We start from the raw sequence: 25,930 nt of genomic DNA on the forward strand, positions 1-25,930 counted from the left end.
TCCGCTTCATTCATCCGTCTCCTCGTTTTGCGACGGACTCTACCCATTCTTGGAGGAATTTTCCGGTCTCACGTCAGTCCTGGCGTCAACTTCAAAGGGCGCTTCATTATACCCAAACTCAGCGATCTGCTTCAGGTAGATCGGCATAAAAGCTGCAATTGACCCGGCCTGCTCGTATTGAAAAACGTGCCGAAATTCATGGGATAGCAATCTGACGGTTCTATGCCCACGACAAATATAAACACCGTGGCCTAGGGTAAGGCCGACCATCTTAGGACCAATAAGTCCCGTCGCCACCGCTGCCTCCTGTAAGGTGGGGTCTTCCGGAAGAGGAAGGCTGGGAACCTCGGCAACTCGGATGAGGCTAGGCTCCGACACCCCCACGCTGCTCGCTAGGGACTGGAGAACACAATCCAGAGGCTCTCCCACTTCTGCGATATGAGCAGACTGGGCTTCAGCCCACTCAATTGCCTTTGGTAGAAGCACAGACAAGACGGCTCGTAGATCGAAGTTCATCGGTTTGCCCCCCCATCCTTTTAGCCGTATATCAGCTTGCGTATACGATAAAACGCGCGCTATCAAGGCGAGTAGCCTTCCGGATTTCCCTCCTTCAGGCAATGTCTCCATGCCCCTCCCCCTGAAATCACTCCTGCGCTATTGGCGTGCCGCTCTCCTCGACAGCAACCGGCACATCGAACCCTATTCTCTCAACCTTTGTCCCTGCCGACGTGAACACTTGGCTGCCGGCCGCCTCGATAAGGAGGCGTTGGCAGAAATATGGCAGGACGCCGAAGAAGGCCTGCCTAAAGAGAAGCGCGACGAGTTGCAGTTCATTTCGGTCCTCGTTGCCCCTCAAGTGCTGGAGTCCGAACACGAGCACGCAGAACGCTACGCGACCATAAAGCGGACACGAGTTCCGCTGTGGGTATTTGCCCGTGCCGATCGCGCAGGCGTACTCCATCCAGTGGGAGCACCAATAGTCGATCGCGCCGTTCAGGCGCCATTAAGATCGGGGTCCCAAACGTTCACCACGGTCGAGGCCGTAGATAAATACCTGAACACCAACCCATCCCCAGGCGAGGACTCTGATTGGGGAGCATTCTGGGGCCACGCCATGACGATGTTTGCCGACCTCTTCGGCGGCAGCCTCGGCAATTGGACCCCCGAACGCTATGTAGATCGTGGTACTTTCGTGGCATACGGCTTGCCCCCCATCGACGCCAGCCGGCCCATTCGAGAGATCTATGAGATCTTGAGCGATGCCGAGGAAGATTCTCCGCCGACGCTTCTCGCTCGTTTAGCCGATCCCCAGCCGCCTCGCGAGGTTACCACCTCCCAGGACTGCCCCGCAGCGTTGGCAAGCCGCCACTTGGGCCAAATCGGAGGTGAATTCCCCCTTAATGCCAACCAGCGCCAAGCCCTGGGAGCCATGCTGGCAGCAAAAAATGGAGAGATTCTGGCGCTCAACGGCCCACCAGGTACGGGCAAGACCACTTTCATCCAAAGTGTAGTTGCCTCACTGTGGGTGGAAAATGCGCTCGCCGAAGATGGTGAGCCTCCCGTGATTCTGGCCAGCTCCACCAACAATAAAGCCATCACCAACATCCTGGACACTTTTGCCCGAGCGACGTTGCCCGAGGATCATCCTCTTGCCGGCTCGCCACTCGTCCAGCGTTGGCTACCGGACTTTGGCCAGTACGGGCTGTTTTTGCCGTCCACGAGCGAAACCAAAAAGGGAATAAAGAAAGAGTACGCGGCAGCTTGGTGTCCCCAGAACGGCCAACCCTGGTCCGGTTTGCCGGGAACAGTGGAAACGCAAGACTACGTCGCCAAGGCCGAACCCTTTTGGCAAACCCAGTTCGCGACTTGGACCGGCCACGCGTCAGGTACTATTGCGGAGGCAGTCGAAACCGTACGGAATACGCTGGCCGCCAAGGTCGAGGCTATGGCAGCGATTGCCCTTCACCGCACGGCCTTGTTAACCACGCTTCCTACCGGCACCCCTCCAACCCCAGCGACAATGGATACGCTACGGGCGGAAATCGCCGACGGTCAAAGCAGGCTGGATGCCCTATGCCATCATGGCCACGAGGCACTGCGGCGGATTGAGGGCTCCCTCATAGAATCCTTATTGTCGTGGTTCAAACCGATCAGGCGCCGACTGTGGACGCGCGCTTACGAGTACCTTGATTCCAAGGGGCTTGCCGACCCCGAGTGGGGTTGGGATACAGTTTTGGACGCAACCGCTTTCCGCCGTTGGTTGGCGGAGAACACGCGGCGATCCGAAGCCGCGGTGACCGCCAAGACGAGAATCGTCGCAAATTGGGATAGCTGGGTTTCGAAGCTAGCAGCGATTCTGCCGGATCTCGTCCCTGACGATGTTTGGAAGGACTACCAGCGCGTCGACGACGCGCTCGACACCCGGGTTCGCCCCGAACTGTTCCACCTAGCCGGCCGCTACTGGGAAGGCCGTTGGCTGATGGAGATGACCGAGGCGCTCCAGCGCAATGACAAAACCTTTAAGGGGCGCAGTCGTGACATGTGCGAGCGCCGTTGGCGGCGCTTTGCCAAGCTGACCCCCTGTTTGGTCGCCACGGCCTTCACGGCCCCACGATTGTTTGACTATTACGACGGGGATACGAAACGTCTCTTCGATTTCATCGACCTGCTGATCGTGGACGAGGCCGGTCAAATGCCACCCCAAGTCGGGGCGGCCTTATTTGCCTTTGCCCGCAAAGCCCTCGTGGTCGGCGACGTGATGCAGCTTGAACCCGTGTGGGGTATTGATGCCGACACCGATGGCGGCAACCTCGTCTCGTACGGCATGGACGACGACCGAGAGGTAATGAAGCGTGGTATGCTCGCCTCTGAGGGCTCGGTAATGGCCCTGGCGCAATCGGCTACGGCATTCACTGCCGCGCCCCATCGTGGTTTGTTCCTCAACGAACATTGGCGCTGCCGCTCTTCGATTATCGCCTACTGCAATGAATTGGCTTATCGCGACGCACTGAAGCCTATGCGGTCTGATGGCGAGTATCCATGGCCGGCTTTGGGCTATGCCCACGTACCAGGCCGCGCCAGCAGCTCGGATCTCAGTAGGGTCAATGCGGACGAGGCAGGGGTCGTCGCCAAATGGCTGGCGCGCAGACGAAGTGAATTGATCCAGCACTACGAAAAACAAGAAGAGAAACGCAACGTCCGCAAGTTGGGCGAGGTCGTTGCGATCGTCACGCCCTTCCGGGCTCAGATCAAAGAACTTCGTGACGCGCTCGGCGCCGCCGGCCTGGGTGACGAAAACATCACTGTGGGTACGGTCCACACGTTACAAGGTGCGGAAAAGGACGTTGTGCTGTTCTCCCCTGTGTACGATGCGGGCCACACTGGAGGACTATTCTTCGACCGCAACATCTCGATGCTCAATGTTGCCGTCTCGCGTGCCCGAGAGAGTTTCCTGGTATTTGGCAATTTGCGGCTGTTTAACCCCGGCCAGACTTCACTGCCTTCGGGGCTGCTTGGACGCTACTTATTTGCGACCCCTGAAAACGAGATCACCGATATCGACCCGATTAGCCCCATCGCCTTGATGGCGCCATCGGAGCTGGAGCGGCTCGATACTCTCGATGGCCACTGTGCCAAACTGCGCGAAGCCATCACTGGGGCTCGCGAGCGTCTGCTGATTGTCTCCCCTTTCCTATCGGACGTTGCCATAAACGCGGACAATCTGGTGCCACTGCTAGCCTCCCGCAAAGGTGGCCCCCGAATCGTGGTCGCCTACGACAAATATCTCAATATAGGCCGCGATCAACGGCCCCTACCGCACGCCTCTTTGGCTATCGAGGCGTTAGTAGGGGCCACGGGCGTGGAACTGTGGGAATTGGAAGGCATTCACAACAAGACCTTGGCTGTCGATGAAAGCTGGATCGTGGAAGGCTCTTTCAACTGGCTGTCAGCCAAGCGAGATCGTGGCAGCGCATATCAGCGCCATGAGGTTTCGTTCCTCTATCGGGGCAAAGACGCGCCCATGCATGTCGACAATGCGTGGCGAGAGATTGAATCGCTCCGGAAAAAATAAAGCCTTCGTAACCTGAAAGGGAACCCGATCTAAGCGGCCCTGGCCGTTCAATCGGCAAGCCCTATCAAGTAGTCGGCGGCCTGGCTGGCCTTGGCGGCGGCCGTGAAGATGGCCCGCTTGTCGTTCCTCAAAGCCCGTAGCCAGCCTTCGATATAGCCGGCGTGGTCGGTCCGGGGCTCGGGCGCGATGCCGACGGCGGCGGCCATAAAGGCGGCTCCAAGCTCGGCGACCAGCTCCTCGGCCGCATAGGCTTCGCTGCCGAAGCGGGCGCGAAGATCGCGGGCGCAACGGCTTTCGTGGCCGGTCCAGTGGATCAGTTCGTGAAAAGCCACCCCATAAAAGGCGGGACTGTCCCTGAAGGCCCCCGGCGGCGGCAGATGGATTTCATCGCGGGAGGGAACGTAGCAGGCTTCTGGGCCGTCATGGATAAACCGGGCCTTGCTGGCTGCCAACAGGCCCTCGGCCACGTCCATTCGCTCTATCATTGGGAGGGGCGCTTTCAGCCGGGGCAGATAACCCTCAACCTGGGCGGAATTGAAGACCCAAGCGGCTCGGATGATAAAGCCGGAGCGCCGGGGGCCATCGGCGCCGTCGCCCTCTGCGGCAGAGTCCTTGGTCTCCTTCTCGATGGGCTTGAAGAAGATCGTAAGCGAGCCCTTCTCCCCCTTGCGAACCTGGGCTCCCACCGCTTGCCACTGGCGGAAGGTGGCCCAGTGGGCCGTTTCGTAGCCGGCGGCCTGCTGACTTGCCCATAGGCCAAGAATGTTGATGCCGCGGTACGCATACCCGCCCACCGGATTGTGAGGAATGCCAACCTCGGCACTCGTACATAAACGGGGGTTCCAGGGCATGCGATATTCGCCGGCCCCGGCTTCAATCGCGGCGATGATCTGGTCCGTGACACGCTGATAAAGATCCCGGGGTGGCTGGTCCATCGCTCCGCTCCGCATTCGGCACCTGATCGTATTCTGCCGGGTGCGGCAGAAATTGACCGAACGGCGGTGGCGGCCTTGCAGAATGCCGGCCAGTACCGGCCTGAAATCAGGGCCTACTTGGAAGAATCCCGGAGAATACTTGGAGGCCCGCGCCATAAAAGCGGCCAGGAACCAAGCGTTTCGTGGCCGGGATGTGTACTGGCGATTTTTTCTCAGGAAGGGCGATTTCCTGCTTGGGGAAGCAACGGAACCTGTATTTGCGAACCAGGAATAGAAATCTGTCTATCAGGCACAATCGAAGAGTATATATTAAAACAATTCTTAATGCCTGCAAATCAAGATCTATTCTATATTCTATCTATCCCTCTGTCTGTCCCTCTGTCTGTCCCTCTGTCTGTCCTCTGCCCTCAAAAAATAGAAACGGTTGGCCCTCGGTCTTAAGAATTTAGCACGTAATTTTTTGCATACCCCGCTTGCGGCGGAAACCGGTATACCGATTGAAACGTTCAGCCATCGGGTCGAAGACGCTCCGCATGCGAGCCTCGCGAGCAAGCTTCGCGTGGGCCTGTTCTTCGAGGCGGTCATCAAAGCGGTCGAAAACGAAGAAGGCCTTTCGCTCCAGATGGGCAAGGAAATTGTCGACGACGTCCGTCACTTCTGCCTGAAGTGGATCGGACGCCAGCCTGAGGCCGTGCCGGCGGACGCCCACAGCTTGCGGAATTACTCGGAGGGGTGGACGCCGGAAAAGTTTGCCGTCTCGCAAAGGCGTTATGACAACGTTTGGGGCAGTGTCCGAAGGGCACTCCGTATTGCCTCTGTCATTCCCGTCGATCGTAAGCCATGTCGCTCCCTCGGCCAGGTATGGCGGGCCCTGAACGACGACCTGCGGGTGGCGCCAGAATGGCTGACACCATCGCTCAGCCCCTTCATCCGCTACTGCGATTCGTTTGGCATTGCGCCGGAAGAAGTCACGGATGGCACCGTTGAAGCCTTCGCCACCTATCGTCACCAATTCGATCTCACACCGGATATTGCAGGCAAAATCATCGCCATCCGCAGTGCATGGAATCGGTCTGTGGACATCATCCCGGCCTGGCCCCAACTCAAGCTTTCAGTCGGAAAGACTCGGAAGGTCTTAAACCTTCCTGAGGAGTCGTTTCCGCCGAGCTTCCGCCTAGACATCGAGCGCTACACGGCCTGCCGCGGTCTTCGCAACGGCGAGATCCGTCCTGGTATGACCCTGCTCGAGGAAGCTCGTGCCACGTATCAGCCTCGCATGACGGCCAAAGACGAACGCGAGGGAGGGGTTATGGGGCCGCTCGCAGAGGCAACTTTGGCAAAACATGCGGAAGCGCTCTGGTTCGCCGCGTCGGCAATGGTGCGCCTCGGCCACATGAATGTCGAGGACGTCACGTCGATCGCCGATATCGCTGACGTTGGTATCGCCGATCGCGTCATCAATGATGACATAAAGCCGCGGCTCGGCATCGAGAGCCAATATGGGGGATCCCTCGTAAGCCGTCTGAGATCGATCGCCGAGCGCTGGGTTCCAGAAATCAGCCAAGCCGAGATCAACGACTTCGCAATACTCAAGAAGCTCGTCAACAACAAGGCCGAGAATCTCGGCCGCATGCCCGACAAGGATCGGCGGCGGCTCGCTCCCTTCCTCAATGACCTTGAGACGATGGCAGTCCTGCTTTGCATTCCTCGCTGGGAGTTCGAGAACCTTGAGCGTGAGCGTCGCCGCAATGGAGGCCTCGCCACCCGGGACATGGCCTTGCGGGCTGAAGCGGCGATCGGCGTCCTCCTCCAGGAAACGCTTTGCGTGCGCTGGGGGGACTTCAGACGCACCCGGATGGACGTCAACATCATCCGCCCGACCAGGAGAGGCGGTGTTGGAACCCTGCACTACAAGATCCGAAAAACCCACAAGAACGGCATCACCGACGCCCAGGCGGCCCTGGCATCTTGGAAGACGCGCCTCATTGAGATCTACTGGAACCACTATCGGCCGAAGCTGACCGAAGACGACCCGATCAATCCGTACCTATTTCCGGGCGCGGAACCCGGCGCCGCAAAATCCCATAGCCAACTTGGGCGCGAAGTCACGCAGATGGTCAACGATTGGACCGGCCATTACGTCAATCCGCATCTTTGGCGCAAGCTGATGGGCGGCTACCTGCTGTACGTCACCCACAACTTGGAACTGGTTGCCGCCTTGCTCGGCCACAGGCCGGATTCCCGCGCGACCAATGTATACGTGGAGATCAAGTCGAAGTGGGCCGCGGACGAACTGGATCAGCATGCCGGTCGGCTGGCCGAGAGGGCCATGCGACCCAAATGGGCACGGAGGCAATGAAGGAGGCGGCACCATGAACGATAAAGCAGCGATCCCGATCACTCCCTTTGCCGCCTGGCCCGAGGCTGAGCGTGCCCGGTGGGCGGAATCTCCGACGGTCGGGCGATGGTCAAAAGGCTATGCTCGGCGCATGGCCCGGGGATATGGTCGGTTTCTGGCATTCCTCAAGATACGGCCGGAAAGGATCGCCTCGTCAACGATTGCCGACTATGAAGCTTTCTTGGCTTCACGTTTGGCGACCTCATCCGTGGCGAGCTACTTGATCGATCTCTACTATGCTCTTTGCGTCGTGCAACCGGATGCTGACTGGCTCTGGCTTTGGAAAAGCGTGCGGTTGCCCCTCGCGCAACCGCCAAAAAGTCCGACGCAGCCAAGCCCTGTCCGGTCACGCCGTGACACAAGGCTAGACTGCTGGAGCGTGGAACATCGGCGATGCTGGCAGGCAGCCCTCGCCGCCGGTCCCCGTCTTGGTATGTTCAAAACCCGAAAAGAGAGAAACGCGACATCACAGGCCAACGCAGACAGGTCATCCCCTTGGTCCTCGGTGCCGCTGCATCTGCTGACGCCCATTCGTCGCAAGGCTCTCGAAAGGGGATGGTGCCGCTGGCTGGCCTGGGCGAGAACCGCCGCCAACAGCCAGGAAATGCCCACTCCCGAAGCGTTGAACGGGTTCGTCGCCACCTGTGAGAGGAGAAAGAATGCGCCTGTGACGATCGCCACCTATGTGGGCCAAGTCTATCGGGTCGCCGCCGAGCTCTGGCCCGATGTCGATTGGCGATGGCTCAAGCGCGACTGGTTGGCGTTGGAGAACATCGCTGAGCCGTCCCGCGACAAATGGTCAAAATTCGTGCCGATCGATGAGTTGTACGAACTCGGGATTCGATTGATGGTAGAAGCGATGGAAGAGGCTCCCACACTGCGGACGGCCACGAAGTTCCGTGACGGCTATTTAGTCGCCCTCCTCGCGTTGCGACCCAAGAGGGCATCAAACATCGCGGAGATCGAAGTGGGCACCAACCTTGCCTTCGGAAGCGACGGTCTGCCGAATCAGTTGTGGTGGTCGCGAACGAAGAACGGAGATGAATCCTCTCTCCCCTACCCCACAGCCATTCTCGGAAAGTTCCATCGCCTGTGGTGGGACCGATACAGGCCAAAGTTGGTCGCCGCAGGTTCCGAAGACCAACACCTCTGGATCGGCCGCTTCGGCAGGCCATTGTCCTCAGACGACATTTGGCGACGCGTCACCCACTGGACCAGGAAGCGGCTTGATCGCCCGGTCGGGCCCCAAGGCTTCCGGACCAACTATGCAACCAGCATGGCGATCGAGGAGGGACGGCTCCTGCCGTTCGTGCGTGTCATGCTGGACCATCGCGATCCACGATCGATAGCGCATTACCAGTTGATTTCCGAATCCTTCAGAGCTGGGAGGGCTCTCGACGAGGCCAGCAACCAGCTCATCGCAGCCGTCGGACCAAGGTTGCGGAACCGCCGGCGGCCCGGTCCCACGCTTCGGACTTCCTGACCTCCGCAGGTCGCCGTTCACGTTCATCGTTCTGCCGAACTGCCGGCGCAAATCGGCCGATGGCTTCGTCCTACCGTCACGGCGCCGGCCTCTCAATCCGTCAGAGAACCATCAGTGCCGCTCCCCTCCACCTGCCGGAGAGGCATCATCTTGGATCTACGGCGCCTTAAAGGCATGCTTCCAAACATCTGCCATTGCGCATATGTCCTTGCGCTTCTCAAGTGCCTTCATGATCTTCCCTCCCAGATTTGACTGCTTATCCCGTTGTCCCAGGTGGCACAAGATGTGGGATGGGTGAGTCTTGTGGGCGCGTTCAACTGAAAGCTGCAACGCAAGCCAGAACACTTCATTGAGAGGGGGCATTATGGGCCGGGAGGAAGTCCGGTCGTCGCTGCTTCGACAACGCTTCTCCCACGTGCGCCCTCCTCAACGAGTTGCGAGAGGAAATCGACGAATGGTGCGATGTCTTGCCTGACACTCGCTTCCTCGAGCGCTGCCATGTACTCATTCCGGCGCTGGACTGGAATCACGGTCCATGGGTAGCCGGCCGCTGCCAGCATGACGTTCATCAGAAACCTGCCGGTGCGCCCGTTTCCGTCTGTATACGGATGAATGTAGACGAAGACGAAATGCCCGAGCACCACCCGTACCGACGGTTCCGTTTCCTCAGCGAGGATCTCGAAGAAGACCGGCATGGCATCACGCACGGCCTCACTGTTCGGCGGGATATGCATCGACCGTCGGATATGAACAGGCCCGTTGCGGTATCCGGCTAGATCGGCAGGCCGCAACAGACCCGCCGTTACGCTTGGTGAAAACATCTCCCTATACCAAGTGCCGTGATCTTCGTCAGCAACGACGCCAGGATTCTCGCCGCGCAATACGCGGTAAAGGCTCTTCTGCACAGCTTGATAGGCGAGCCAGTAACCCCGCGCAGCAAGCGCGTTGCGGTGCTCGCGGTCCTGCTCGTTGTTGTCTGGATTCCAGGTTCCACTCCGCACACGCTCGATCAACTCGGGACTGACGCGATAGCCTTCGATCGACAATGAATGATAGGCGTCGGCGACATAAGCCTCCTGCACCCGCTTCATATAGGCTTCGATATCGTTCGGCTGCCCCACAGGTGCTGGAAACCGTTCGATCGCCGTGTCACGCATTTGCTGCCACATCAGGCGTATGCGTGCGGCGTAGGGGGAGGCTTCACGCCGAGGAAAGACAAGATCGATCCGGCTTGCGAAGGGATCCTGTTCGCGCACGGCGTAGCCTGCGCTGCGCATGGTCTTGAGGATGTCGTCTGCAATGCGGTCACGCCCGACATTGCGGAAGGCACCCGCAAGGCGTCCGGCTATAGTGCTGTGCCCGCCTTCCAGAAGGCGGTTGAGCACTTCCGATCCGTCACGCACCGTTGCCAGCACCGCACGCGCGTCTGTGGAATTGCTCGCGAAGAATCCGGAAGCACTGGCAATCAGGGCGGCCGGCAGCGAGAAGAGCCGCAGCCCCTCCCTTTCCTCGACGTCTTTCTCCGAAGGCAGCGCTGCGCGCATATCGAAAACGGAAGTTCCGTGGGGAAGCGCCGTGGCCCTGTTTCTGGCTTTGGGCGAGCGAACCAGAAGTTGGCGCGGGACGGCATAGTTCCCGGCATGCAGAGAAAGTGACTGTTCGGGCGAGAGCGACCACTCGGTGCCGAAACGCTCACGCAGATAGGCAGCGCAGAAAGCCCAAAACGAGGCGTACCAGGTCGTGCTTTCACCGGCCGTTTCGTCTGGGCGAGCCGGTATGTACCAGCCCTTCATGACCTCTTGGATGAAGCCATTATTCAGCAGGCGTTCCCGGTTAACGCGCGAAAGGTCAACGGCGCGGATCGCCACAACGCCGCGGTTCTGGAGTTGTCTCAGCGCATCAAGGGAGTCGGCCAGTTTCTCCGGTGGGGTCGCCATGAGCCTGCATCTCCGTTCGCCTTCAAGTCTGCGTTGCCGTTAGCTTTTTGAGCAGCGCGCCCGTTAGCTTATTATGTAGTACAATTATTAGCTTTTCATGTCACGCGAAACTTAGCTTATTCGGCGAGGCGCCTATCATGAAGTGTTTCCACGCGCCAAACTGGACAGTAGCGGACTGGGAGGCTGAGGCACAGCGACTACTTTGGCGTGTTCAGGAATGGCACAACATCTAGTGGGCACCTGGGACAACGGGATAAGCAGCCGCCTGCCAGACGCCAGTAAAGTCCACACCCTGGTTTCAGCGCCGTCCAGCCCATGGGGCGCCAGTAGAGTCCATACCCTGTTTCAACCTCGTCCCGCCCACGGGCGCCAGTAAAGTCCATACCAGGTTTCAGCACCGTCCAGCCCATGGGGCGCCAGTAGAGTCCACACCCTGTTTCAACCTCGTCCCGCCCATGGGGCGCCAGTAAAGTCCACACCCTGGTTTCAGCGCCGTCCAGCCCATGGGGCGCCAGTAGAGTCCACACCCTGTTTCAACCTCGTCCCGCCCACGGGCGCCAGTAAAGTCCATACCAGGTTTCAGCACCGTCCCGCCCATGGGGCGCCAGTAAAGTCCACACCCTGGTTTCAGCACCGTCCAGCCCATGGGCCGCCAGTAGAGTCCATACCCTGTTTCAACCTCGTCCCGCCCACAGGCGCCAGTAAAGTCCAAAACCCTGGTTTCAGCGCCGTCCAGCCCATGGGCCGCCAGTAAAGTCCATACCCTGTTTCAACCTCGTCCCGCCCATGGGGCACCAGTAGAGTCCAAAATCCGAGTGGGCCAGCCCTGCGGGTGACAGCTAGGCTGATCGCATTTGTGTGGTGCCTCCCCGAGCGCGGAAATGCCGCAGCATGAAATGGACATCAGGGGTGAAGAGGGCTGAAACCTGACAAATCGAGTGAACTGTCCGACCGCAGGAACCCAATTGCCACTCGAAGTTCGGCCGCCGCAGGTTTTTGATCCCACTCACGACGCGAGATTTCCCGTTTTGACAGGTACCGTGTCGGGGTTCAAATGGCATCCGAGAGGCTGGCGAGAAGCCGTGGAGATACTACTTTGCGATGTGCGGCAACACGCTGGATAATGCTACGCTGCTACGAGCGTGAAGCCTCCTCGTCTAGTCGTCGTCGTACCAGCCCTGATCGGCACCGAGGTGGCAGGCCGGGCAATTGGATTTCGTCACCACCTTGGGGTCCCGCCAGACGCTGTCCGGGAAGGGGTGCTTTCGCTGGAAATAGGGATTCTCGGTGATGCGCTGGGGCGCGCCGCCGGGCGCCACCCATCGCATGAACTTGCCGGCCCGGCCGCCGCTGGCGGCGTCGCCGGCATGGGCCGTCAGATAGGCGCCGATGGCGGCGGCGGTTTCGGCAGGCAGGCTGGCGTCCTCGCCGAAATGATCGTCGAGGGTCGCCATCATTTGGCTCCAGGATCGGGCCGGAAGCAGGGCGGGCTGGAAGGCCATGTGGCAGGCGCCGCATTCCTTCTTGACCAGCGGGTCGGCGACCGGGGGCACGCCGCCGTCGGCAAGCGCGGGGCCGGCGGCCAGCAGGAGCGCGGCCAGTGACAGGACGAGGCGCATGGTCATCGTCCCGCCATGAAGGTGACGTAGTCGCCCTTTTCGCGCGGGGTGCAGGGCCGGCCCAGCACGCTCTTGCAGTCGCGCCCGAACTGCTTTTCCACCTCGGCCATGTCGGTGAACCGCTGCGGATTGGCCGACACCGCCACCGGGTCGATCGGCCGTCCGGTCTTGGCGTTCCGCCCCGGCTTCGTCGGATCGCCGGTGTGGCAGGCGGTGCAGGCGGGCGTGCGCGCGTCGCCGCCGGCCCATGGGGTGCGGAACAGGGCCTCTCCGCGCTCGGCCGAGAAGCCGGCGAAGGCGGCGTCGGCCTTGCGGGCCAGTGCGGCATACTCGGCGAGGATGGTGTCGCGGCGGGCGTCGCCGGCGGCGGCGATTGCAGGCAGGGCGACGAGGGCGGCGGCGATCAACAGCGGACGGATCATCGGGCATTCCTCCGGGAGGGGACGGGCAGACGGGCCTCGGCGAGCCAGGCGGCAGCCCGGTTCAGCAACCGCTTGCCGCCGTACATGAAGCCGACGAAGGCGATATGGGCGAAGATCACCCACAGCGAGGCCTCGGCGATGGCCTCGTGCGGGTCCTCGAACCAGGTCACGGCGTCGGCCAGCGCCCCGGTGGCGGCGGCCAGTCCGAGGCCGGCCAGCAGGGCTGCCGCCAGCCAAGCGAACAGCGGATGGCGCCCCCGGCGGACCGACAGCCAGCCGATGGCGGCCTTGATGCCGGGGCGGGGCAGGCGCCAGGGGCCGGCGGCGGGCGCCGCCATGCCCGCCAGCAGCCGCACGGCGATGGCGGCCAGCAGCGCGTAGCCGGCGAACTGGTGCAGCGCATAGGTGTCCTCGTCGGCCGTCAGGTATCTGATCCGCGACGCCAAGGCGAGGGGCGTGGATATCACCGCCGAGACCTGCCCGCACTACCTTCTCATGGACAGCCGCGATGTCGAGCGCTGGGGCGGAATGGTGCGCATAAACCTGCCGATCCGCGAGGAAGGCCACGCCGAAGCGCTGTGGCAGGCAATGAAGGAAGGCGTCATCGACATGATCGCCACCGACCACGCACCCCATACGCAGGCGGAAAAGACTGATCCCAACATCTGGAATTGCTGCCGCGGCATCCCGGGCGTCGAGGTGCAGATGGCCAGGGTCAGCGGGGGTGTCTCCTGCGGCTTCACGATGGCGTCGAAGACGAAGAGAGGCGCGGGCAGCCCGTTCTCCCGTATCGGCATTCGGGCGTCGGTCAGCATGCCGACGGGCGTGGCGTTAAGCAGGATGTCGCTCCCCTCGACCACAGGTTCGCCGATCGTCACCTCGAACCTGGGGTCGAGGCGGCGGATCTATTCGGCCAGGGCCGCGTCACGCGACCGGTCTATATCATAGAACTGTATCGAAGTTGGTCCCTCGAAGGCGATGCGGAATGCCTCGATGCATCTGATACCGTCGAACACCTCGCCTCGCCAAGGCCCGTCGGCGCAGCGGCCACCCCCATCGCCGTGCCGGGGCGGCATCGGTTTTTCCGGCCACCGCGTCATGCTGATCGCGGCGGGCGGCGGCATTGATGGCCCCTGTAAGGGAGGCGTGCAGGCCCAGTTCGTCCGCCAGTCCGCAGGCCCGGCACTTGAACGAAATGGTGAAGATCAATCTCCCAGGTTCTTCACTTTCATCAGGTTCGGGAGAACCTCGTCGAATTCTTCGGACAGGACGTAAATGGGCAGCATCAGGGCGGTGCGGCGCCGGTGATGGAATTCAACTGTGATCATCTCCAGTGAGCGCGAGATGGCACTTGGCTGGCGACGTTTCCACGGCCTGGACCACATCTAGTAAGGAAAACCCGCCCACCAATAGTCCGCCCCCTCCTTCAGAAGATCTCTGAAGGAGGGGGCGTTGTTTCAGTCCCGAGACTGCAGCGAATCGTGTACCAGTCAGCCGATTCGGACCCACGGTGTGGCTGATTCGCCAACACGCACGCCGTAACGGTCGATGGCCGCGGGATCGAACGAGAAGCCGAGACCCGGGCGGTCGGGGAGCAGGAGATGGCCGTCCTTGGCCTCGATCTGGACGTCTATCAGGTTGCGGAAATTGACGATGTGATCGTCGGGCATGAACTCGACATAGAGCGCATTGCTGGTGGCTGCCGCCACGTGCACATGAATGTCGTGCCAGGCGTGCGGCGCGACCGGAACGCCGTAGCTGGCCGCCGTCGCGGCGATCTTGCGGAATTCCGAGATTCCCCCGCAGACGATGGAGTCGGTCTGCAGGATGTGGGCCGCGCCCTTGTCGAGGATTTCCTTGAACCGCCAGCGCCCAGCTTCAATCTCGCCGGTCGCCACCATGATCGAGGTCCGCCGCGCCAGGGCAGCGTGACTGTCGATGTCGTCGGGCAGGAACGGTTCCTCGATCCAGTAGGGGCTGTATTTCTCGAAGCGCTCGATAAAGCGCATGGCCGTCGGCAGGTCCGCCCAGGCATTGTTGGCATCCAACATTAAGTTGATGTCGGGACCGATCGCCTCGCGCACCACGCGAAGACGTTCTTCCTCCAGAGCCGGGCTCAGGCGTCCCACCTTGATCTTGACGGCGTCATAGCCGTCCTTCACGAAGGCCATCATTTCGGCGGCCAAATCGTCGTTCGACTTGCCGGCCATGTAATAGCCGCCGCTACCGTAGGCCGGCACCTTATCCGTCACGACCGCGCCCAGGTACTTGTAGAGCGGAAGCCCGACGCTGCGCGCGTTGAGATCCCACAGCGCGATGTCGAGGGCACTCAGCGCGCGCATGACGGCACCGGTCCGGCCGATCAGCAGGGCCTCCTGATAAAGCTCCCGCCACAGTCCTTCCACCCTCAAGGAATCCTGGCCGATCAGCCGGGGCGCGAAGGCTTCCTCGACGGCCGCCGCCAGGATGCGCCCGGAGGTGTTGACGGCATAGCTGTAGCCGAGGCCGACATGACCTTCCGCCGAGGTCACCCGCACGAGGCAGTACTCGCGTGCCTGCACGTTCCGGGTTGAAAAGGTGACGGAATTGGCCAGTGGAACCCGGGCCACGCACACTTCGATGCTTCGTATCGTTCCCACCTGTTGCTTCCTTCTTATCCAGTCTTCGTGCGAGAAATATCCCGCTCGCGGGCCTCCGTCGGCCCCGCGAACTCTTCTACGACTGGCGGCAAGTTGCCGCGGTCATCTTCAGATGATCGGCGCCTGTTTGAGGGCGGCCACCTGCATCGCCTTGCTGCGCCGCCACTGGGTGACCAGCGCGTAGGCGAACAACCCCGCTCCAATGGCCGTCGCGTAAAGAGGCAGCGGCAACACCAACAGACTTCCCCCGACCAACATCAAGACACGTTCGGCGCTGCGTGTCGGGCAAAACAGATAGCCCTCCCAGAAGCCGGCGATGGCAACGAGCCCGACCGTCGCCGTCAAAGTCACTTCGAGAATGCCGTACCACGGGCCTTGGGCAAGTAGGCCCGGGTTCCAGACGAACAGGAACGGCATGATCAGCGCCACCATGGCCAGCCGAATAGAGATCAAGCAGGTTTTCATGTAGTTGGAATCAGCCATGCGCGACGCGACAATAGCAGCGCTGCCAACCGGCGGCGTGATGTTGGCGATGATCGTGTAATAGTAAATGAAGAGGTGAACGGCCAGCAGAGGGCCGCCCAGCTTGACCAGGAAAGGCGCCACGAGAATGGCCAGCAGGATGTAGCTCGCCGTGGTCGGCACGCCCATCCCGAAGAAAAGCGCAAGTCCCATCGTCATCAGGAGCCCGACCTCGACGGAGGATGCCAGGGCCAGGACCTGGAACAGGAAGCGGTGAGCCAGACCGGTCGCGATGATCGCCTGGATCATGATGCCGACGGCGGCGAGGATGGCTGCCACCGTGGCCCCATTCTTCGCACCGTCGACCAGGCCGTCGGCCATCTCCATCCAGAAGGCCTTCTGCAGAAACCGTTTGGGAGTGGTCAACGCCGTAACCAAGAAGTGGATGCCCACCAGCCAGTAGATGGCATAAAGGCCAGCCGTCATCGGCGAGTAGCCAATGACCATGTAGTAGAGGACGACGATGATCGGGATGAAGTAATAGCCGCGCCGCATCAGGATGCGTCCGGCCGGTTCGAGGTCCGAGAAAACCCCCAAACTGACACCATCCTTATTGGCCCGTATGCACACCGAAACGCCAACCAAGAAATAGTAGAGAATGCCCGGAATGGTGGCGGCGATGACGATGTCGATGTAGGCGATGCCGGTCAGCTCCGACATGATGAAGGCGCCGACCCCCATGATCGGGGGCAGGAACATACCGCCGGTGGATGCTGCAGCCTCGACCGCGCCGGCGAACTCCGGCTTAAAGCCGCTTCTCTTCATGAGTGGGATTGTCACCGCGCCCGTCGTCGCCACGTTGGCGACGGCACTGCCGTTGATCGAACCCATGATGGCGCTGCTGATGACCGCCGCCAGGGCCGGACCGGCGCGGAACCGACTACCGACGCTGCACGCCAGATCCATGAAGAACTTGCCGGCGCCGGTTGCGTTGAGAAGGCCGCCGAAGATCATGAAGATGATGATGAAGGTCGCCGAGACGTCGAGCAGGCTGCCGTAAATACCGTTGAACGTGGTCGTCACCGAGGCGATCGTTCTTTGGACCGAGAAACCGCCATGGTGGAGAATGCCCGGCATGTAGGGGCCGAACAGCATGTAGAGGATGGCGCACACCGTCATGATCGGGATGACCCAGCCGAATTGGCACCGGCTGGCCTCGATCGCCAGGACGATTAGAAGGACGCCGACGATGGCGTCCTGAAGCCGCAAGAAGCCCGCCATGTCGACGAGATCCAGGTAGTTCACCTGGATGTAGGTCGTGGCCGCGACGCCAAGCAGCGCGAGGAGAAGGTACAGAACCCGGGCCGAGAGGGCCTTCTTCGTCGCCACCAGGCCCAGGAAGAGAACGGCGAAAGAAAATCCAAGGTGAATGTTCTGGTTCTCGACCGGCGACATGAACCTGAATTGCGTGGCGAGAAGGTGATACCCCGACATCGCCAGACAGATTGCGAAAATGGTAGGCCTGAGGGCCTTATCGAAAAGAGACATCAATCGGTTCTCCAGAACGCACCGCACCGCCTCAGGCGACGTTTGGCGCCTCGGTCTTCTTGTGCCGTCCGATGGGCACCATGAAACTGGGGCCGGCCGGGGCCCGCGCTGGCTGCCAGCCGGCTCCCAAAAGCGCCTTACTTTTTCTTCGCCTGCCCGACGGTCAAATCATCGCGCCAGACGCCGGCTTCCTTGTAATAGCGGGCTGCGCCCGGATGGACGGCAATGCCCTTGAAGGCGCCGTCGAGGGCGTGCTTCACATCAATGTTCTTGGCCAGCGGATGATAATTGCCGAGTTCCTTGGAGTTCTCGTAGAAGGCCCGCACCAGGGCGTAGACGAGATCCTCGGGGATGTCCGCGCGCGCATATTCGACGTGGTGGTTGGTCATGGCCAGGATTTCGCGGTCGAGATTCTTCAAGTTCTTTGGGGTCAGCTTGTAGGCTGTCTGGAACCCTTCGACCTTCTGAATGCGCTCGATAGCAGCCTGGTCCTGGCCCAAAACATACACCTTTCCGGTGGCATCGGCTTCGGCGAGGTACGACGTCGGCATGCCGTCGTTCAAATGGGCCATCATGGCATCGATGGTGCCGTCGCGCAGCGCCGAAATCTGGTCGTTGTAAGCGATGTAGTAGGGTTTGATCTTGCCCCAAAGATCGTAGCCGTGGGCGAGCACGGAATAAGCGAGCTTGTAGCCGCCGCTGCCGGACGGACCGACCGAAACCGGGTGACCGGCAAGGTCTTCCATCTTCTTGATGCCGCTGTCCGGCCGGGTGAGGAAGATCACCGTGTTGCCGTAGGCGGTCAGCACCATCTGCATTTCGATGGGTTTGCCGTAGGGCTTCATCCCCGTGGAGGCCTGCCAGGCGCTGTCGGAATTGACACCGGCGAGCTCCGTCTCCCCGGCCTCGAGCAGCCGCGGGTTCTCCACCGATCCCGACGTAGTCAGGACCGACATCCTGACGTTCGGCAGAACGCCCTTCAGGACGGCCTCGACGCCGCTCAGCAGAACCTGAGTCGTCGATCCCATGCTGGCCGACGCCCAACGGACGTCGCCCTTCACGGCCTTCCAGTCGTCAGCCGCCGCTGCTCCGGAAACCGCGGCCATCGTCCCCACGGCACCCAGAGCCGCGACGAACATCATTCTCTGGATCGAAGATTTCACCATATGTCTCTCCCTTCTCGGTTTTTGGCCCGCTTGGCCGATTGCCGTTGATCGGGCACCGGGTGTCTCCTGACGTCCGGCCTCCCCTCTTCGCGTTCCTTCGTGTGATCCCCCTCAGAGCGCAGTCCGCCGCCTCACCGCGTCTGGACGATCGAGAATGTCTGCCTTGAGCCGAGTACCGAGGCCGGGGCCATCGGGGGCGTAAAGATAGCCGTTTTCGAACCGCGGCAGGTTTTCGGCCACCTCCTGGTGCCAACCGAAATAGAATGCCCGGACCATCTCCTGAACCAGGGTGTTCGTCGCATTGAGGCTCATGTGCACGGAGGCCGCCATGGTCAGCGGGCCGCCGCAATTGTGGGGCGCCACTGGAATTTCATAGGTCTCGGCCAGCGTGGCGATTTTCTTGCCCTCGGTCAGGCCGCCTGACCAGATGATGTCGAAGATGGCGAGGCTGGTGGCGTTCTTTTCAAGTGCGTCGCGAAAGCCCCAACGCGTGCTCAATGTCTCGCTGGCGGCGACCCAAATGTCGGTGTGCCGCTTGAACTCGGCGACGGCATCGAGGTTGGCCATGCTGATGGGGTCCTCAATCCAGATCGGATTGTAGGGTTCGAGGGCCTTGGCGATGGTGATGGCGGCCGGCAGCCGCCACATGGAATGCATCTCGACGTGAATGTCGATCTTGTCGCCGACCCTCTTGCGGATTTTCTCGAACGGCTGCAACGCCTTCTTAAGGTCGGCGGCCGAGATGTAGGCGCCTCCGCTCTCCCCGGCGAACTGGTCGAACGGCCAGATCTTCATTCCCGAGAAGCCCATCGCGAGAAGGCTTTCCGCCAACTCGTCAGCGCGATGGAGAAAGGCGTCAAGGTCCTCGAAGTCGCGCCCGTCGACGGGCGCACCTTCGCTCCAGCTCTTGACCGGCGAGTAGGCACCCTTGCTGACATAGCCGTGGCCGGCGCAGGTGTTGTAGGTACGGACCCGCTCCCGCGTCTTGCCGCCTAGCAGCTCGTAGACCGGGACGTTCAGGGCCTTGCCCCGGATATCCCACAGCGCCAGATCAACCGCCGAGGCCGCGCGAATTTCCGCTCCGGTCGACTTGTAGCCGCAATAGGGATAGAGCATGAACCGCGACAACCGGTCGATGGCCATCGGGTCATCGCCCAGCAGCGTCGGCGCCAGCCCGTCGTGGATATGGGCGCTGACGGCACCGGCGCCGTTCTTCGTCTCGCCCCACCCCGTGATTCCCGCATCGGTTTCGACGCGCACCCAGCACATGTTGGGAAAGCCGCCCAGTAGCAGCGTTTCGATGGCGGTGATCCTCACCGAAGGCCTCCCTTTCCACCCCTCGCACGGTTCGCCACGCTTACCGTTATAGACAAGTTGTTCTGAACATCATAACAACTTGTCTAGCGGCTGTGCTACTAACATATCAGCTGCTCGCCGGTCAAGAGGCGGCGCCGGAAGGGAAAGACAAGCGTATGGACCGATCGGATGGCAACGGCTATATGATCTTGTTCAGGTCATCCTAACAATTTGGCGGGCCGCCCATAGGGCAACTTGCCCGTGTGATCCCTATGAGGAATGGAACGAAGACCGCAGGAGGCCTTGGCATGATGTTCCCGCCCGTGAATAAGCGATCGTCGATCGGCAAGCATATCGTCGATTCGCTCCACCAAACCATCCTCTCCGGCGGCATCAAGCGCGGCGAGAAACTGCCGGGGCAACGAGAACTCGCCCAGCAGTTCGGGGCCAGCCTAACCTCGGTCCGCGAGGCGATCAGCGTTCTTGCCGCGACCGGCGTCATCAGCGTGACCCCTGGGCGCGGCACTATCGTTTGCGGCATCGGCGACGCCGAACCGTCCTTCGACGGGTGGCTGGGCGTCGCCAGTGATGACGCCGAGATGAACGACTTCCTGGAGGTTCGGGAGCTTCTGGAAACCCACATCGTGCGGAAAATCGCCCGCGACTCGAAGGCCAAGGATTTCGGCGCCATCACCGAGGCGTTGAAAAGGCTCCAGCGCAAGCGCAAGAACCCGAAGGCATATCTCGTCGAGGACCTAGCCTTCCACCGCCTGCTGGCCAGCTATTCCGGCAACAAGATCCTGGAGAAGCTTCTTCTCGCCATCCAGACGCCGATGAGAAGCCAGATTTCCCATTCGATTACTCGGACGATGAAAAAGGCCGGCGATCTCGACACCAGTTGGGTGCTGCACCGTGACGTCGTCGATGCGCTGGTGGCGGGAAACGCCGACGACGCCGCCAAGGCCATCCGCGCCATGGTCAACCGGGCGCGGCTCTATCACGGCGCGCAGGAGGAGTCGGCGGCATCGGGCGACACTGCGGTATCGGAGCCCGGCCTGAAAGGGCGGTCTCGCCATCCGAGCCGGCGCGCCAGCCCCCGAAAGGGGAACTGACCTGGCATTTCCCGTCACGTCGCAATGACGGCGACATCACCCTGCCGGCCGGCCGACTTGGCCGCCGAGGAGGCCCCCCAGCACAAGATTCTGGTCAGGTCGCTGGGCGAGTTCGTTGGTCAGATCCCGCCAAACGCATCGAAATCCGACATCGAGGCGGCGCTGCACCGCCGGCTCTACGAGCGCGAGGCGGTTGACGTCAGGCGACTTCGAAAATCCCATCGATCTCAACCGCGGCGCCTAGAGGAAGTGACGGGGCGCCGACGGCGAAGCGGGCATGACGCCCGTGCTCGCCAAACAGTTCGACCATGAGATCCGAGGCGCCGTTGACGACCTGCGGGATGCGAGTGAAATCGTCGGCGCAATTGACGAAGCCGCCCAGCTTGACCACCCGGCGGACGGTATCGAGGCTGCCGTTGCAAGCGGCCCGCAGCTGGGCAAGCAGGTTGATGCCGCAGAGCCTTGCCGCGGCGGCTCCGTCCTCGACTGTGAAGTCCCGGCCGACCCTGCCGACGTAGCGGGGGGCACCGTTGACCAGCGGGAGCTGTCCGGCCACGAAGACGAGGTTGCCGGCAACCACCCAGGGAAGATAGTTGGCCACCGGCACGGCGGCTTCCGGTAGGCTGATTTCCAACTGTTTCAGGCGGGCATCGATCATCCCGGACATGGCGGGTCTTCCTTCCTTTTGCTGGGGGCCGGCGGGCGGCCCGCGAAGAGGGGACGTCGGGGGCGTCAGGAGCCGGGCTACGTCTGGCGTTGCCCGGCGCGATGGCGCAGGACGACGATGACCACCACCGCCGCGCCCAGGGCCGCGCCGGCGACGTCGGTCACCGCCGTCGGGTCCATCAGCAGTACTGCCGCCGAGAACGCCACCAGGCGCATGATCCAGGACAGGGGCTGGATGAACCAGCCGACGGCCGCGGCAGCCAGCAGCACGACGCCGCAGCAGGCCGTGAGGAATACGTGGATGACCTGGCCGAGCGAGCCGATGCCTATCAGGGCTGGGCCGTAGGTGAAAAAGAAGGGCACGAGAAAGACCACGGCGCCGATGCGGATGGCGCTCCAGCTCGTCTTCCACGGGCTGGTGTCGGCGATGGCGGCCGCGGCGAACGAGGCCATGGCCAGGGGCGGCGTGATGTTGGACATGGTCGCGCCGTAGAAGATCAGCAGATGAGCGGCCAGCGCTGGGACGCCCAGCTTCTCGATGGCCGGACCCAGGATCACCGCCAGGACGATGTAGATGGCCGAGGTCGGCATGCCCATGCCGAGGATGACAGCGACCAGCACGGTCAGGAAAAGCGTGATGAAGAGCGAGCCGCCCGACACCGCCAGGATGATCAGGCTCAGCCGATAGCCCAGGCCGGTCAGCAGAAGGATGCCGGCGATCATGCCGCCGACCGCGCAGGCGACGACGATGGGGCCGATCAGCTTCGGCCCATCGACGCAGCCCTGCCAGGCGATCCGGTGGAGGCGGGCCCGGTTCGACCGGTCGAAGACGGCGATGCAGGCAAGAAGGGCCAGTGTCGCCCATACCGCCGAGATGGCCGGCGTGTAGCCGTCGATGAGGGCGTAGATCAGGATGAAGACCGGCAGCAGCAGGTAGCCGTTGCGCCGGAGCGTGGCGAACACCGAGGGGAACTCGGCGTCCTTGTCCGGCATCAGCCGGAGGCGCCGGGCCTCGAAATCGACCACGAAATAGACGGCAAGGTAGTAGAGAAAGGCTGGAAGGGCGGCGGCCTTCATCACCGCGGCATAGGGTATCCCCAGGAACTCAGCCATGATGAAGGCAGCGGCGCCCATGACCGGCGGCGTGATCAGGCCGCCCGTCGAGGCCACCGCCTCGACGCCGGCGGCGAAATGGGCCGGATATCCGCTCTTCTTCATGGCGGGGATGGTGAAAGAGCCCGTGGTGACGACGTTGGCCGTCGAACTGCCCGACAGCATGCTCATCATGGCGCTGGACACCACCGCCGTCTTGGCCGGCCCGCCGATGGTCCGCCCGGCCAGCCCGTTGGCGAAGTCGCTGAAGAAGGCCCCGGTTCCCGATTCCGACAGGAAGGCGCCGAATAAGACGAACAGGAAGATGAAGCTGGCGGAAACCCCGACCGGCGTGCCCCAGATCCCGTCGAGGGTCAGGTACATCTGTTCGAGAATGCGCTGGATCGAATAGCCGCGGTGCCAGAACGGATAGGGCAGGTATTTGCCGAAGATGGCATAGAGCAGAAAGAGAACCGTCAGGATGACGAGCGGCCAGCCCAGCGACCGTCGCGTCGCCTCCAGGATCACCACGATAAGGGCCACGCTGAGAGCCATGACCCCGGGCGTCAGTGGGTCCACGTAGACCATACGTTCGGAAACCGCCGTCGCCTCGATCATCAGGTAACCGCAGGACACGACGGCGGCAAGGGTGAACACGGCATTCGAGGCCAGGCGCCGGCCGCTTCGCGGTTTGCGGAAATCAAAATCCACCCAGAACAGGACCACTAAGGCGAACAGCAGGTGGAGCGGGCGGTGGAATTCGGTGATCGGCTGCCCGAAAAAGCCGACATACAGGTGATAGAGCGACATCGATACGGCGACGATGGAGACAGCCCCCCTCACCGCAAGGCCCGCCCGTTCGACGACGTGCGTCTTCATCAGGTGAAATCCCTCAATTCCGCAGACCATCCTTGAACCCGTGGGACGTCAGGACGACCGCGACCGCGTCGTCGGCGCCAAGCGTCCCGGCGGCCCGCAACGAAGCGACGGCCGAAAACACCACGGCGGACGACGCCTCCGCGTAGAAGCCATGGCATCCCAGCCGCCCGATGTCATCCGCCGCCGCGTCGTCGGCAACCACCACGGCGCCGCCGCCACTCGCCCGGACCCCTTCGACAAGCTGATAGGCAACGGTGTCGCCGCCGATCGAAATCAGGCGGGTGCTGCCCTCGAAAATGCCGGTGTCGTCGTCACCGGCTAGGACCCGCGTCAGCCGCGGGAACGGCTCGACCGCGAACAGCCTGGGCATCCTGGCCATGACGCCCTCGACGACCAGTTCGCGAAAACCTTCGTAGACTCCCCACAGTAGGTCGCCTCGGGAAACCGGAATGACCACGGCGTCGGGCGCCCCGCCCCTCAGATCCTCGGCCATTTCGTAGGCGATGGTCTTGTATCCCTGCAGGCCGAACAGGTTGCTGCCGACCACCGGCGACGTGAAATTGGTCGCTGGATACCATTCCCCGGCCTCGACCTTTTCCGCCATGATCTCCCATCGTTGCCGGGACGTCTTGGTCAGCACGATCTCGGCGTTGTAGGCCGTCAGGGCCTTTTTCCAACAGGCCGGAATGCTATCGGTGGTAACGACCGCGCAACGGAGTCCCGCCGCCGCGGCATAGGCCGCCAGCGACGCCCCACCGTTGCCGCTGGATGCCGCGGCCACGCAGGGCCGGCCCAGGTCGAGGGCGCGGGCGACGACTAGGGAGCTGAGCCGGTCCTTGTGGGAACCCGTCGGGTTCTGGGATTCCATCTTGACCCACAGGCTGCCGATTCCCAGCCGGGTCGCCAGCCGGGGCGCCGGAACCAGCGGCGTCCCGCCCTCTCCCAGGCTGGGGAAGGCGACATAGGGCAGACGGTCGCGATAGCGCTGCAATCCCCGTTCTGGGGACGGCCGTGACAGGGCGGGAAGAGAGCCGTAGATCGCCCGCAGGTTGGCCGGCCGTCCCTGCCGGATCGATTCGGGGCTGCCGGTCAGGTAGTCGCCGACTGGATAGGTTGTCCCCGTCCGCATGCATGAGAAGCCGGTGAGGTTCCGGTTGATCGTCGGCATGAACTCTCTCCGAGAAAAAGGCCGTCCAGGAATTCTTTCGCTGGACGGCCGTTAGGGGAGGTTACTTCAGAACACCCTTCTCGCGGTAATAACGCGCCGCGCCCGGGTGAAGACGTACGCCGGGGATCGACGCGAAGTCCGCCGGAGTCAGATCCTTGTAGGAGGAGTGAAGCTCGCGCACCGCCTGGAGGTTGTCGACCAGCGCCTTGGCCAGCCAGTAGGCATCGTCGTCCAACATGTCGGCGCTGATCACGCCGACCATCTTGGAGATGACCGTGGGGACCGGGACGCCCTGTCCGCTATACGTATTGGCCGGAATGGTGGCCTGGGCGAGGCCCGGCATGTCCGCCGCGATCTTGGCGAAGGCGGCATCGGAGATCGGCAGCATGCGCAGCGGCACGGCGTTGGCCAGTTCCGAGAAGAACGAGGCCGGGAAGCTCGCCATCGAGACCATGCCCTTGGCGTGGCGGTCCTTCATCTGGTCGATCTGCACATCGAGGCTGCCCCGCGACAGATCGAGGTCGGACTCAGACAGGCCGTACGCCTTGAGTGTGCGGCTGAAGACTTCGGCCGTGATCGCCCCCTTGGGCTGGGTGACGAAACGCTTACCCTTGAGATCGCCCACGCCCATGATGTTGTCGTCCTTGGCGACCGCGATCTGCAGATAGCTGGGCGACAGGCCGATCAGGCCGGCCACCTTGTCTATCTTGCCCTTGAACGGCGGATCGCCAGCCTCGGCCATGGAAACGGCGGCCGTCATCGTCAGGCCGATCTCGCCCTTGCCCTCGACCACGTTGACGATGTTGGATAGGGCCGCCCCCAGCTCGGCGTTGGACTGGACGCCGCCCTCGCCGAAGATCTTCGCCATGCCGGCACCGATGCCATACCAGGTGCTGCCGGCAAGACTGGTGAAGATGGTCACCTGTTTGGGTTTGGCCTGGGCCGGCCCGGCAAGGGCCATGGCCACCCCGGCCAGAGCGACGCACAAGACCTTAGCTCGACTATGTCCCGTCATCTTCGATATCTCCCTTGTCAT

19 protein-coding genes are annotated in these 25,930 nt (G+C 62.0%); 5 read left to right on the top strand and 14 right to left on the bottom strand.

Translation table 11 applies throughout. The features are described 5' to 3' along the window. Positions 1 to 625: 625 nt before the first annotated feature. A complete protein-coding gene (locus tag ODR01_RS22195; RefSeq protein ID WP_316979902.1) occupies positions 626 to 4,072 on the top strand; it encodes an AAA domain-containing protein in 3,447 nt (1,148 codons plus the stop codon). A gap of 47 nt (positions 4,073 to 4,119) precedes the next feature. Here the strand turns inward: ODR01_RS22195 and ODR01_RS22200 are convergent, their stop codons facing one another. Continuing rightward, on the bottom strand, positions 4,120 to 5,007 hold the full coding sequence (locus ODR01_RS22200) for an ArdC family protein (protein ID WP_316979903.1): 888 nt from the start codon (positions 5,005 to 5,007) through the stop codon (positions 4,120 to 4,122). A gap of 424 nt (positions 5,008 to 5,431) precedes the next feature. On the opposite strand from ODR01_RS22200, the gene ODR01_RS22205 reads away from it, so the two are divergent. Beyond that, positions 5,432 to 7,366 carry a site-specific integrase gene (locus tag ODR01_RS22205; RefSeq protein WP_316979904.1) on the top strand — a complete coding sequence of 645 codons (1,935 nt, stop codon included), beginning with the start codon at positions 5,432 to 5,434 and terminating at the stop codon, positions 7,364 to 7,366. A gap of 13 nt (positions 7,367 to 7,379) precedes the next feature. Then, complete coding sequence (locus ODR01_RS22210) at positions 7,380 to 8,888, top strand: tyrosine-type recombinase/integrase (RefSeq protein ID WP_316979905.1); 1,509 nt, start codon at positions 7,380 to 7,382, stop codon at positions 8,886 to 8,888. 362 nt (positions 8,889 to 9,250) lie between these two features. On the opposite strand, the gene ODR01_RS22215 is transcribed toward ODR01_RS22210, so the two are convergent. From ODR01_RS22215 to ODR01_RS22230, 4 genes are all read right to left on the bottom strand, one after another. Continuing rightward, positions 9,251 to 10,825 (bottom strand): Fic family protein, encoded by a 1,575-nt coding sequence (locus ODR01_RS22215; protein ID WP_316979906.1) that lies wholly within the window; start codon positions 10,823 to 10,825, stop codon positions 9,251 to 9,253. A 1,157-nt stretch (positions 10,826 to 11,982) separates the two neighbouring features. Then, positions 11,983 to 12,450: a diheme cytochrome c gene (locus tag ODR01_RS22220; RefSeq protein ID WP_316979907.1), complete on the bottom strand. Its 468-nt coding sequence runs from the start codon at positions 12,448 to 12,450 to the stop codon at positions 11,983 to 11,985. Continuing rightward, entirely contained in the window at positions 12,447 to 12,866 is a 420-nt protein-coding gene (locus ODR01_RS22225; RefSeq protein WP_316979908.1) for a DUF1924 domain-containing protein, read from the bottom strand. Before ODR01_RS22225 ends, ODR01_RS22220 begins: the two co-directional genes overlap by 4 nt. Then, positions 12,863 to 13,333: a hypothetical protein gene (locus ODR01_RS22230; protein ID WP_316979909.1), complete on the bottom strand. Its 471-nt coding sequence runs from the start codon at positions 13,331 to 13,333 to the stop codon at positions 12,863 to 12,865. The genes ODR01_RS22225 and ODR01_RS22230 overlap by 4 nt, the downstream gene beginning before the upstream one ends. On the opposite strand from ODR01_RS22230, the gene ODR01_RS22235 reads away from it, so the two are divergent. Then, on the top strand, positions 13,323 to 13,814 hold the full coding sequence (locus ODR01_RS22235; protein WP_316979910.1) for a hypothetical protein: 492 nt from the start codon (positions 13,323 to 13,325) through the stop codon (positions 13,812 to 13,814). The genes ODR01_RS22230 and ODR01_RS22235 overlap by 11 nt on opposite strands. Positions 13,815 to 14,071: 257 nt before the next feature. Here the strand turns inward: ODR01_RS22235 and ODR01_RS22240 are convergent, their stop codons facing one another. The 5 genes from ODR01_RS22240 to ODR01_RS22260 form a co-directional block, all read right to left on the bottom strand. Continuing rightward, positions 14,072 to 14,194 (bottom strand): hypothetical protein, encoded by a 123-nt coding sequence (locus ODR01_RS22240; protein ID WP_316979911.1) that lies wholly within the window; start codon positions 14,192 to 14,194, stop codon positions 14,072 to 14,074. A gap of 162 nt (positions 14,195 to 14,356) precedes the next feature. Then, complete coding sequence (locus ODR01_RS22245; RefSeq protein WP_316979912.1) at positions 14,357 to 15,505, bottom strand: mandelate racemase/muconate lactonizing enzyme family protein; 1,149 nt, start codon at positions 15,503 to 15,505, stop codon at positions 14,357 to 14,359. A 108-nt stretch (positions 15,506 to 15,613) separates the two neighbouring features. Further along, complete coding sequence (locus ODR01_RS22250) at positions 15,614 to 17,515, bottom strand: TRAP transporter permease (RefSeq protein ID WP_316979913.1); 1,902 nt, start codon at positions 17,513 to 17,515, stop codon at positions 15,614 to 15,616. Positions 17,516 to 17,652: 137 nt separating this feature from the next. Further along, positions 17,653 to 18,681 (bottom strand): TAXI family TRAP transporter solute-binding subunit, encoded by a 1,029-nt coding sequence (locus tag ODR01_RS22255; protein ID WP_316979914.1) that lies wholly within the window; start codon positions 18,679 to 18,681, stop codon positions 17,653 to 17,655. A 111-nt stretch (positions 18,682 to 18,792) separates the two neighbouring features. Next, a complete protein-coding gene (locus tag ODR01_RS22260; protein ID WP_316979915.1) occupies positions 18,793 to 19,998 on the bottom strand; it encodes a mandelate racemase/muconate lactonizing enzyme family protein in 1,206 nt (401 codons plus the stop codon). 287 nt (positions 19,999 to 20,285) lie between these two features. On the opposite strand from ODR01_RS22260, the gene ODR01_RS22265 reads away from it, so the two are divergent. Beyond that, positions 20,286 to 21,089, top strand: coding sequence for a FadR/GntR family transcriptional regulator (locus tag ODR01_RS22265; RefSeq protein WP_316979916.1), 804 nt, complete (start codon positions 20,286 to 20,288; stop codon positions 21,087 to 21,089). A gap of 199 nt (positions 21,090 to 21,288) precedes the next feature. On the opposite strand, the gene ODR01_RS22270 is transcribed toward ODR01_RS22265, so the two are convergent. The 4 genes from ODR01_RS22270 to ODR01_RS22285 all read right to left on the bottom strand — a co-directional run bounded on the left by ODR01_RS22270 (position 21,289) and on the right by ODR01_RS22285 (position 25,909). Further along, positions 21,289 to 21,756: a RidA family protein gene (locus ODR01_RS22270; protein WP_316979917.1), complete on the bottom strand. Its 468-nt coding sequence runs from the start codon at positions 21,754 to 21,756 to the stop codon at positions 21,289 to 21,291. Positions 21,757 to 21,833: 77 nt separating this feature from the next. Next, the gene (locus tag ODR01_RS22275) at positions 21,834 to 23,726 is read right to left on the bottom strand and encodes a TRAP transporter permease (protein ID WP_316979918.1); all 1,893 of its coding nucleotides are present in this window, start codon (positions 23,724 to 23,726) and stop codon (positions 21,834 to 21,836) included. A 13-nt stretch (positions 23,727 to 23,739) separates the two neighbouring features. Then, positions 23,740 to 24,894 (bottom strand): threonine synthase, encoded by a 1,155-nt coding sequence (locus ODR01_RS22280; protein WP_316979919.1) that lies wholly within the window; start codon positions 24,892 to 24,894, stop codon positions 23,740 to 23,742. Positions 24,895 to 24,955: 61 nt separating this feature from the next. Continuing rightward, complete coding sequence (locus ODR01_RS22285) at positions 24,956 to 25,909, bottom strand: TAXI family TRAP transporter solute-binding subunit (RefSeq protein WP_316979920.1); 954 nt, start codon at positions 25,907 to 25,909, stop codon at positions 24,956 to 24,958. Between the last annotated feature and the right edge of the window lie 21 nt (positions 25,910 to 25,930).

It is taken from the genome of Shumkonia mesophila, from assembly GCF_026163695.1.
Taxonomy (GTDB): domain Bacteria; phylum Pseudomonadota; class Alphaproteobacteria; order Rhodospirillales; family Shumkoniaceae; genus Shumkonia; species Shumkonia mesophila.

Bases quoted from the DNA above. Each gene is read 5' to 3' on its own strand.
- ODR01_RS22250 (WP_316979913.1), bottom strand. From the start codon at position 17,515: ATGTCTCTTTTCGATAAGGCCCTCAGGCCTACCATTTTCGCAATCTGT.
- ODR01_RS22255 (WP_316979914.1), bottom strand. From the start codon at position 18,681: ATGGTGAAATCTTCGATCCAGAGAATGATGTTCGTCGCGGCTCTGGGT.
- ODR01_RS22240 (WP_316979911.1), bottom strand. From the start codon at position 14,194: ATGATCACAGTTGAATTCCATCACCGGCGCCGCACCGCCCTGATGCTG.
- ODR01_RS22200 (WP_316979903.1), bottom strand. From the start codon at position 5,007: ATGGACCAGCCACCCCGGGATCTTTATCAGCGTGTCACGGACCAGATC.
- ODR01_RS22215 (WP_316979906.1), bottom strand. From the start codon at position 10,825: ATGGCGACCCCACCGGAGAAACTGGCCGACTCCCTTGATGCGCTGAGA.
- ODR01_RS22275 (WP_316979918.1), bottom strand. From the start codon at position 23,726: ATGAAGACGCACGTCGTCGAACGGGCGGGCCTTGCGGTGAGGGGGGCT.
- ODR01_RS22225 (WP_316979908.1), bottom strand. From the start codon at position 12,866: ATGATCCGTCCGCTGTTGATCGCCGCCGCCCTCGTCGCCCTGCCTGCA.
- ODR01_RS22195 (WP_316979902.1), top strand. From the start codon at position 626: ATGCCCCTCCCCCTGAAATCACTCCTGCGCTATTGGCGTGCCGCTCTC.
- ODR01_RS22280 (WP_316979919.1), bottom strand. From the start codon at position 24,894: ATGCCGACGATCAACCGGAACCTCACCGGCTTCTCATGCATGCGGACG.
- ODR01_RS22210 (WP_316979905.1), top strand. From the start codon at position 7,380: ATGAACGATAAAGCAGCGATCCCGATCACTCCCTTTGCCGCCTGGCCC.
- ODR01_RS22220 (WP_316979907.1), bottom strand. From the start codon at position 12,450: ATGACCATGCGCCTCGTCCTGTCACTGGCCGCGCTCCTGCTGGCCGCC.
- ODR01_RS22265 (WP_316979916.1), top strand. From the start codon at position 20,286: ATGATGTTCCCGCCCGTGAATAAGCGATCGTCGATCGGCAAGCATATC.
- ODR01_RS22270 (WP_316979917.1), bottom strand. From the start codon at position 21,756: ATGTCCGGGATGATCGATGCCCGCCTGAAACAGTTGGAAATCAGCCTA.
- ODR01_RS22285 (WP_316979920.1), bottom strand. From the start codon at position 25,909: ATGACGGGACATAGTCGAGCTAAGGTCTTGTGCGTCGCTCTGGCCGGG.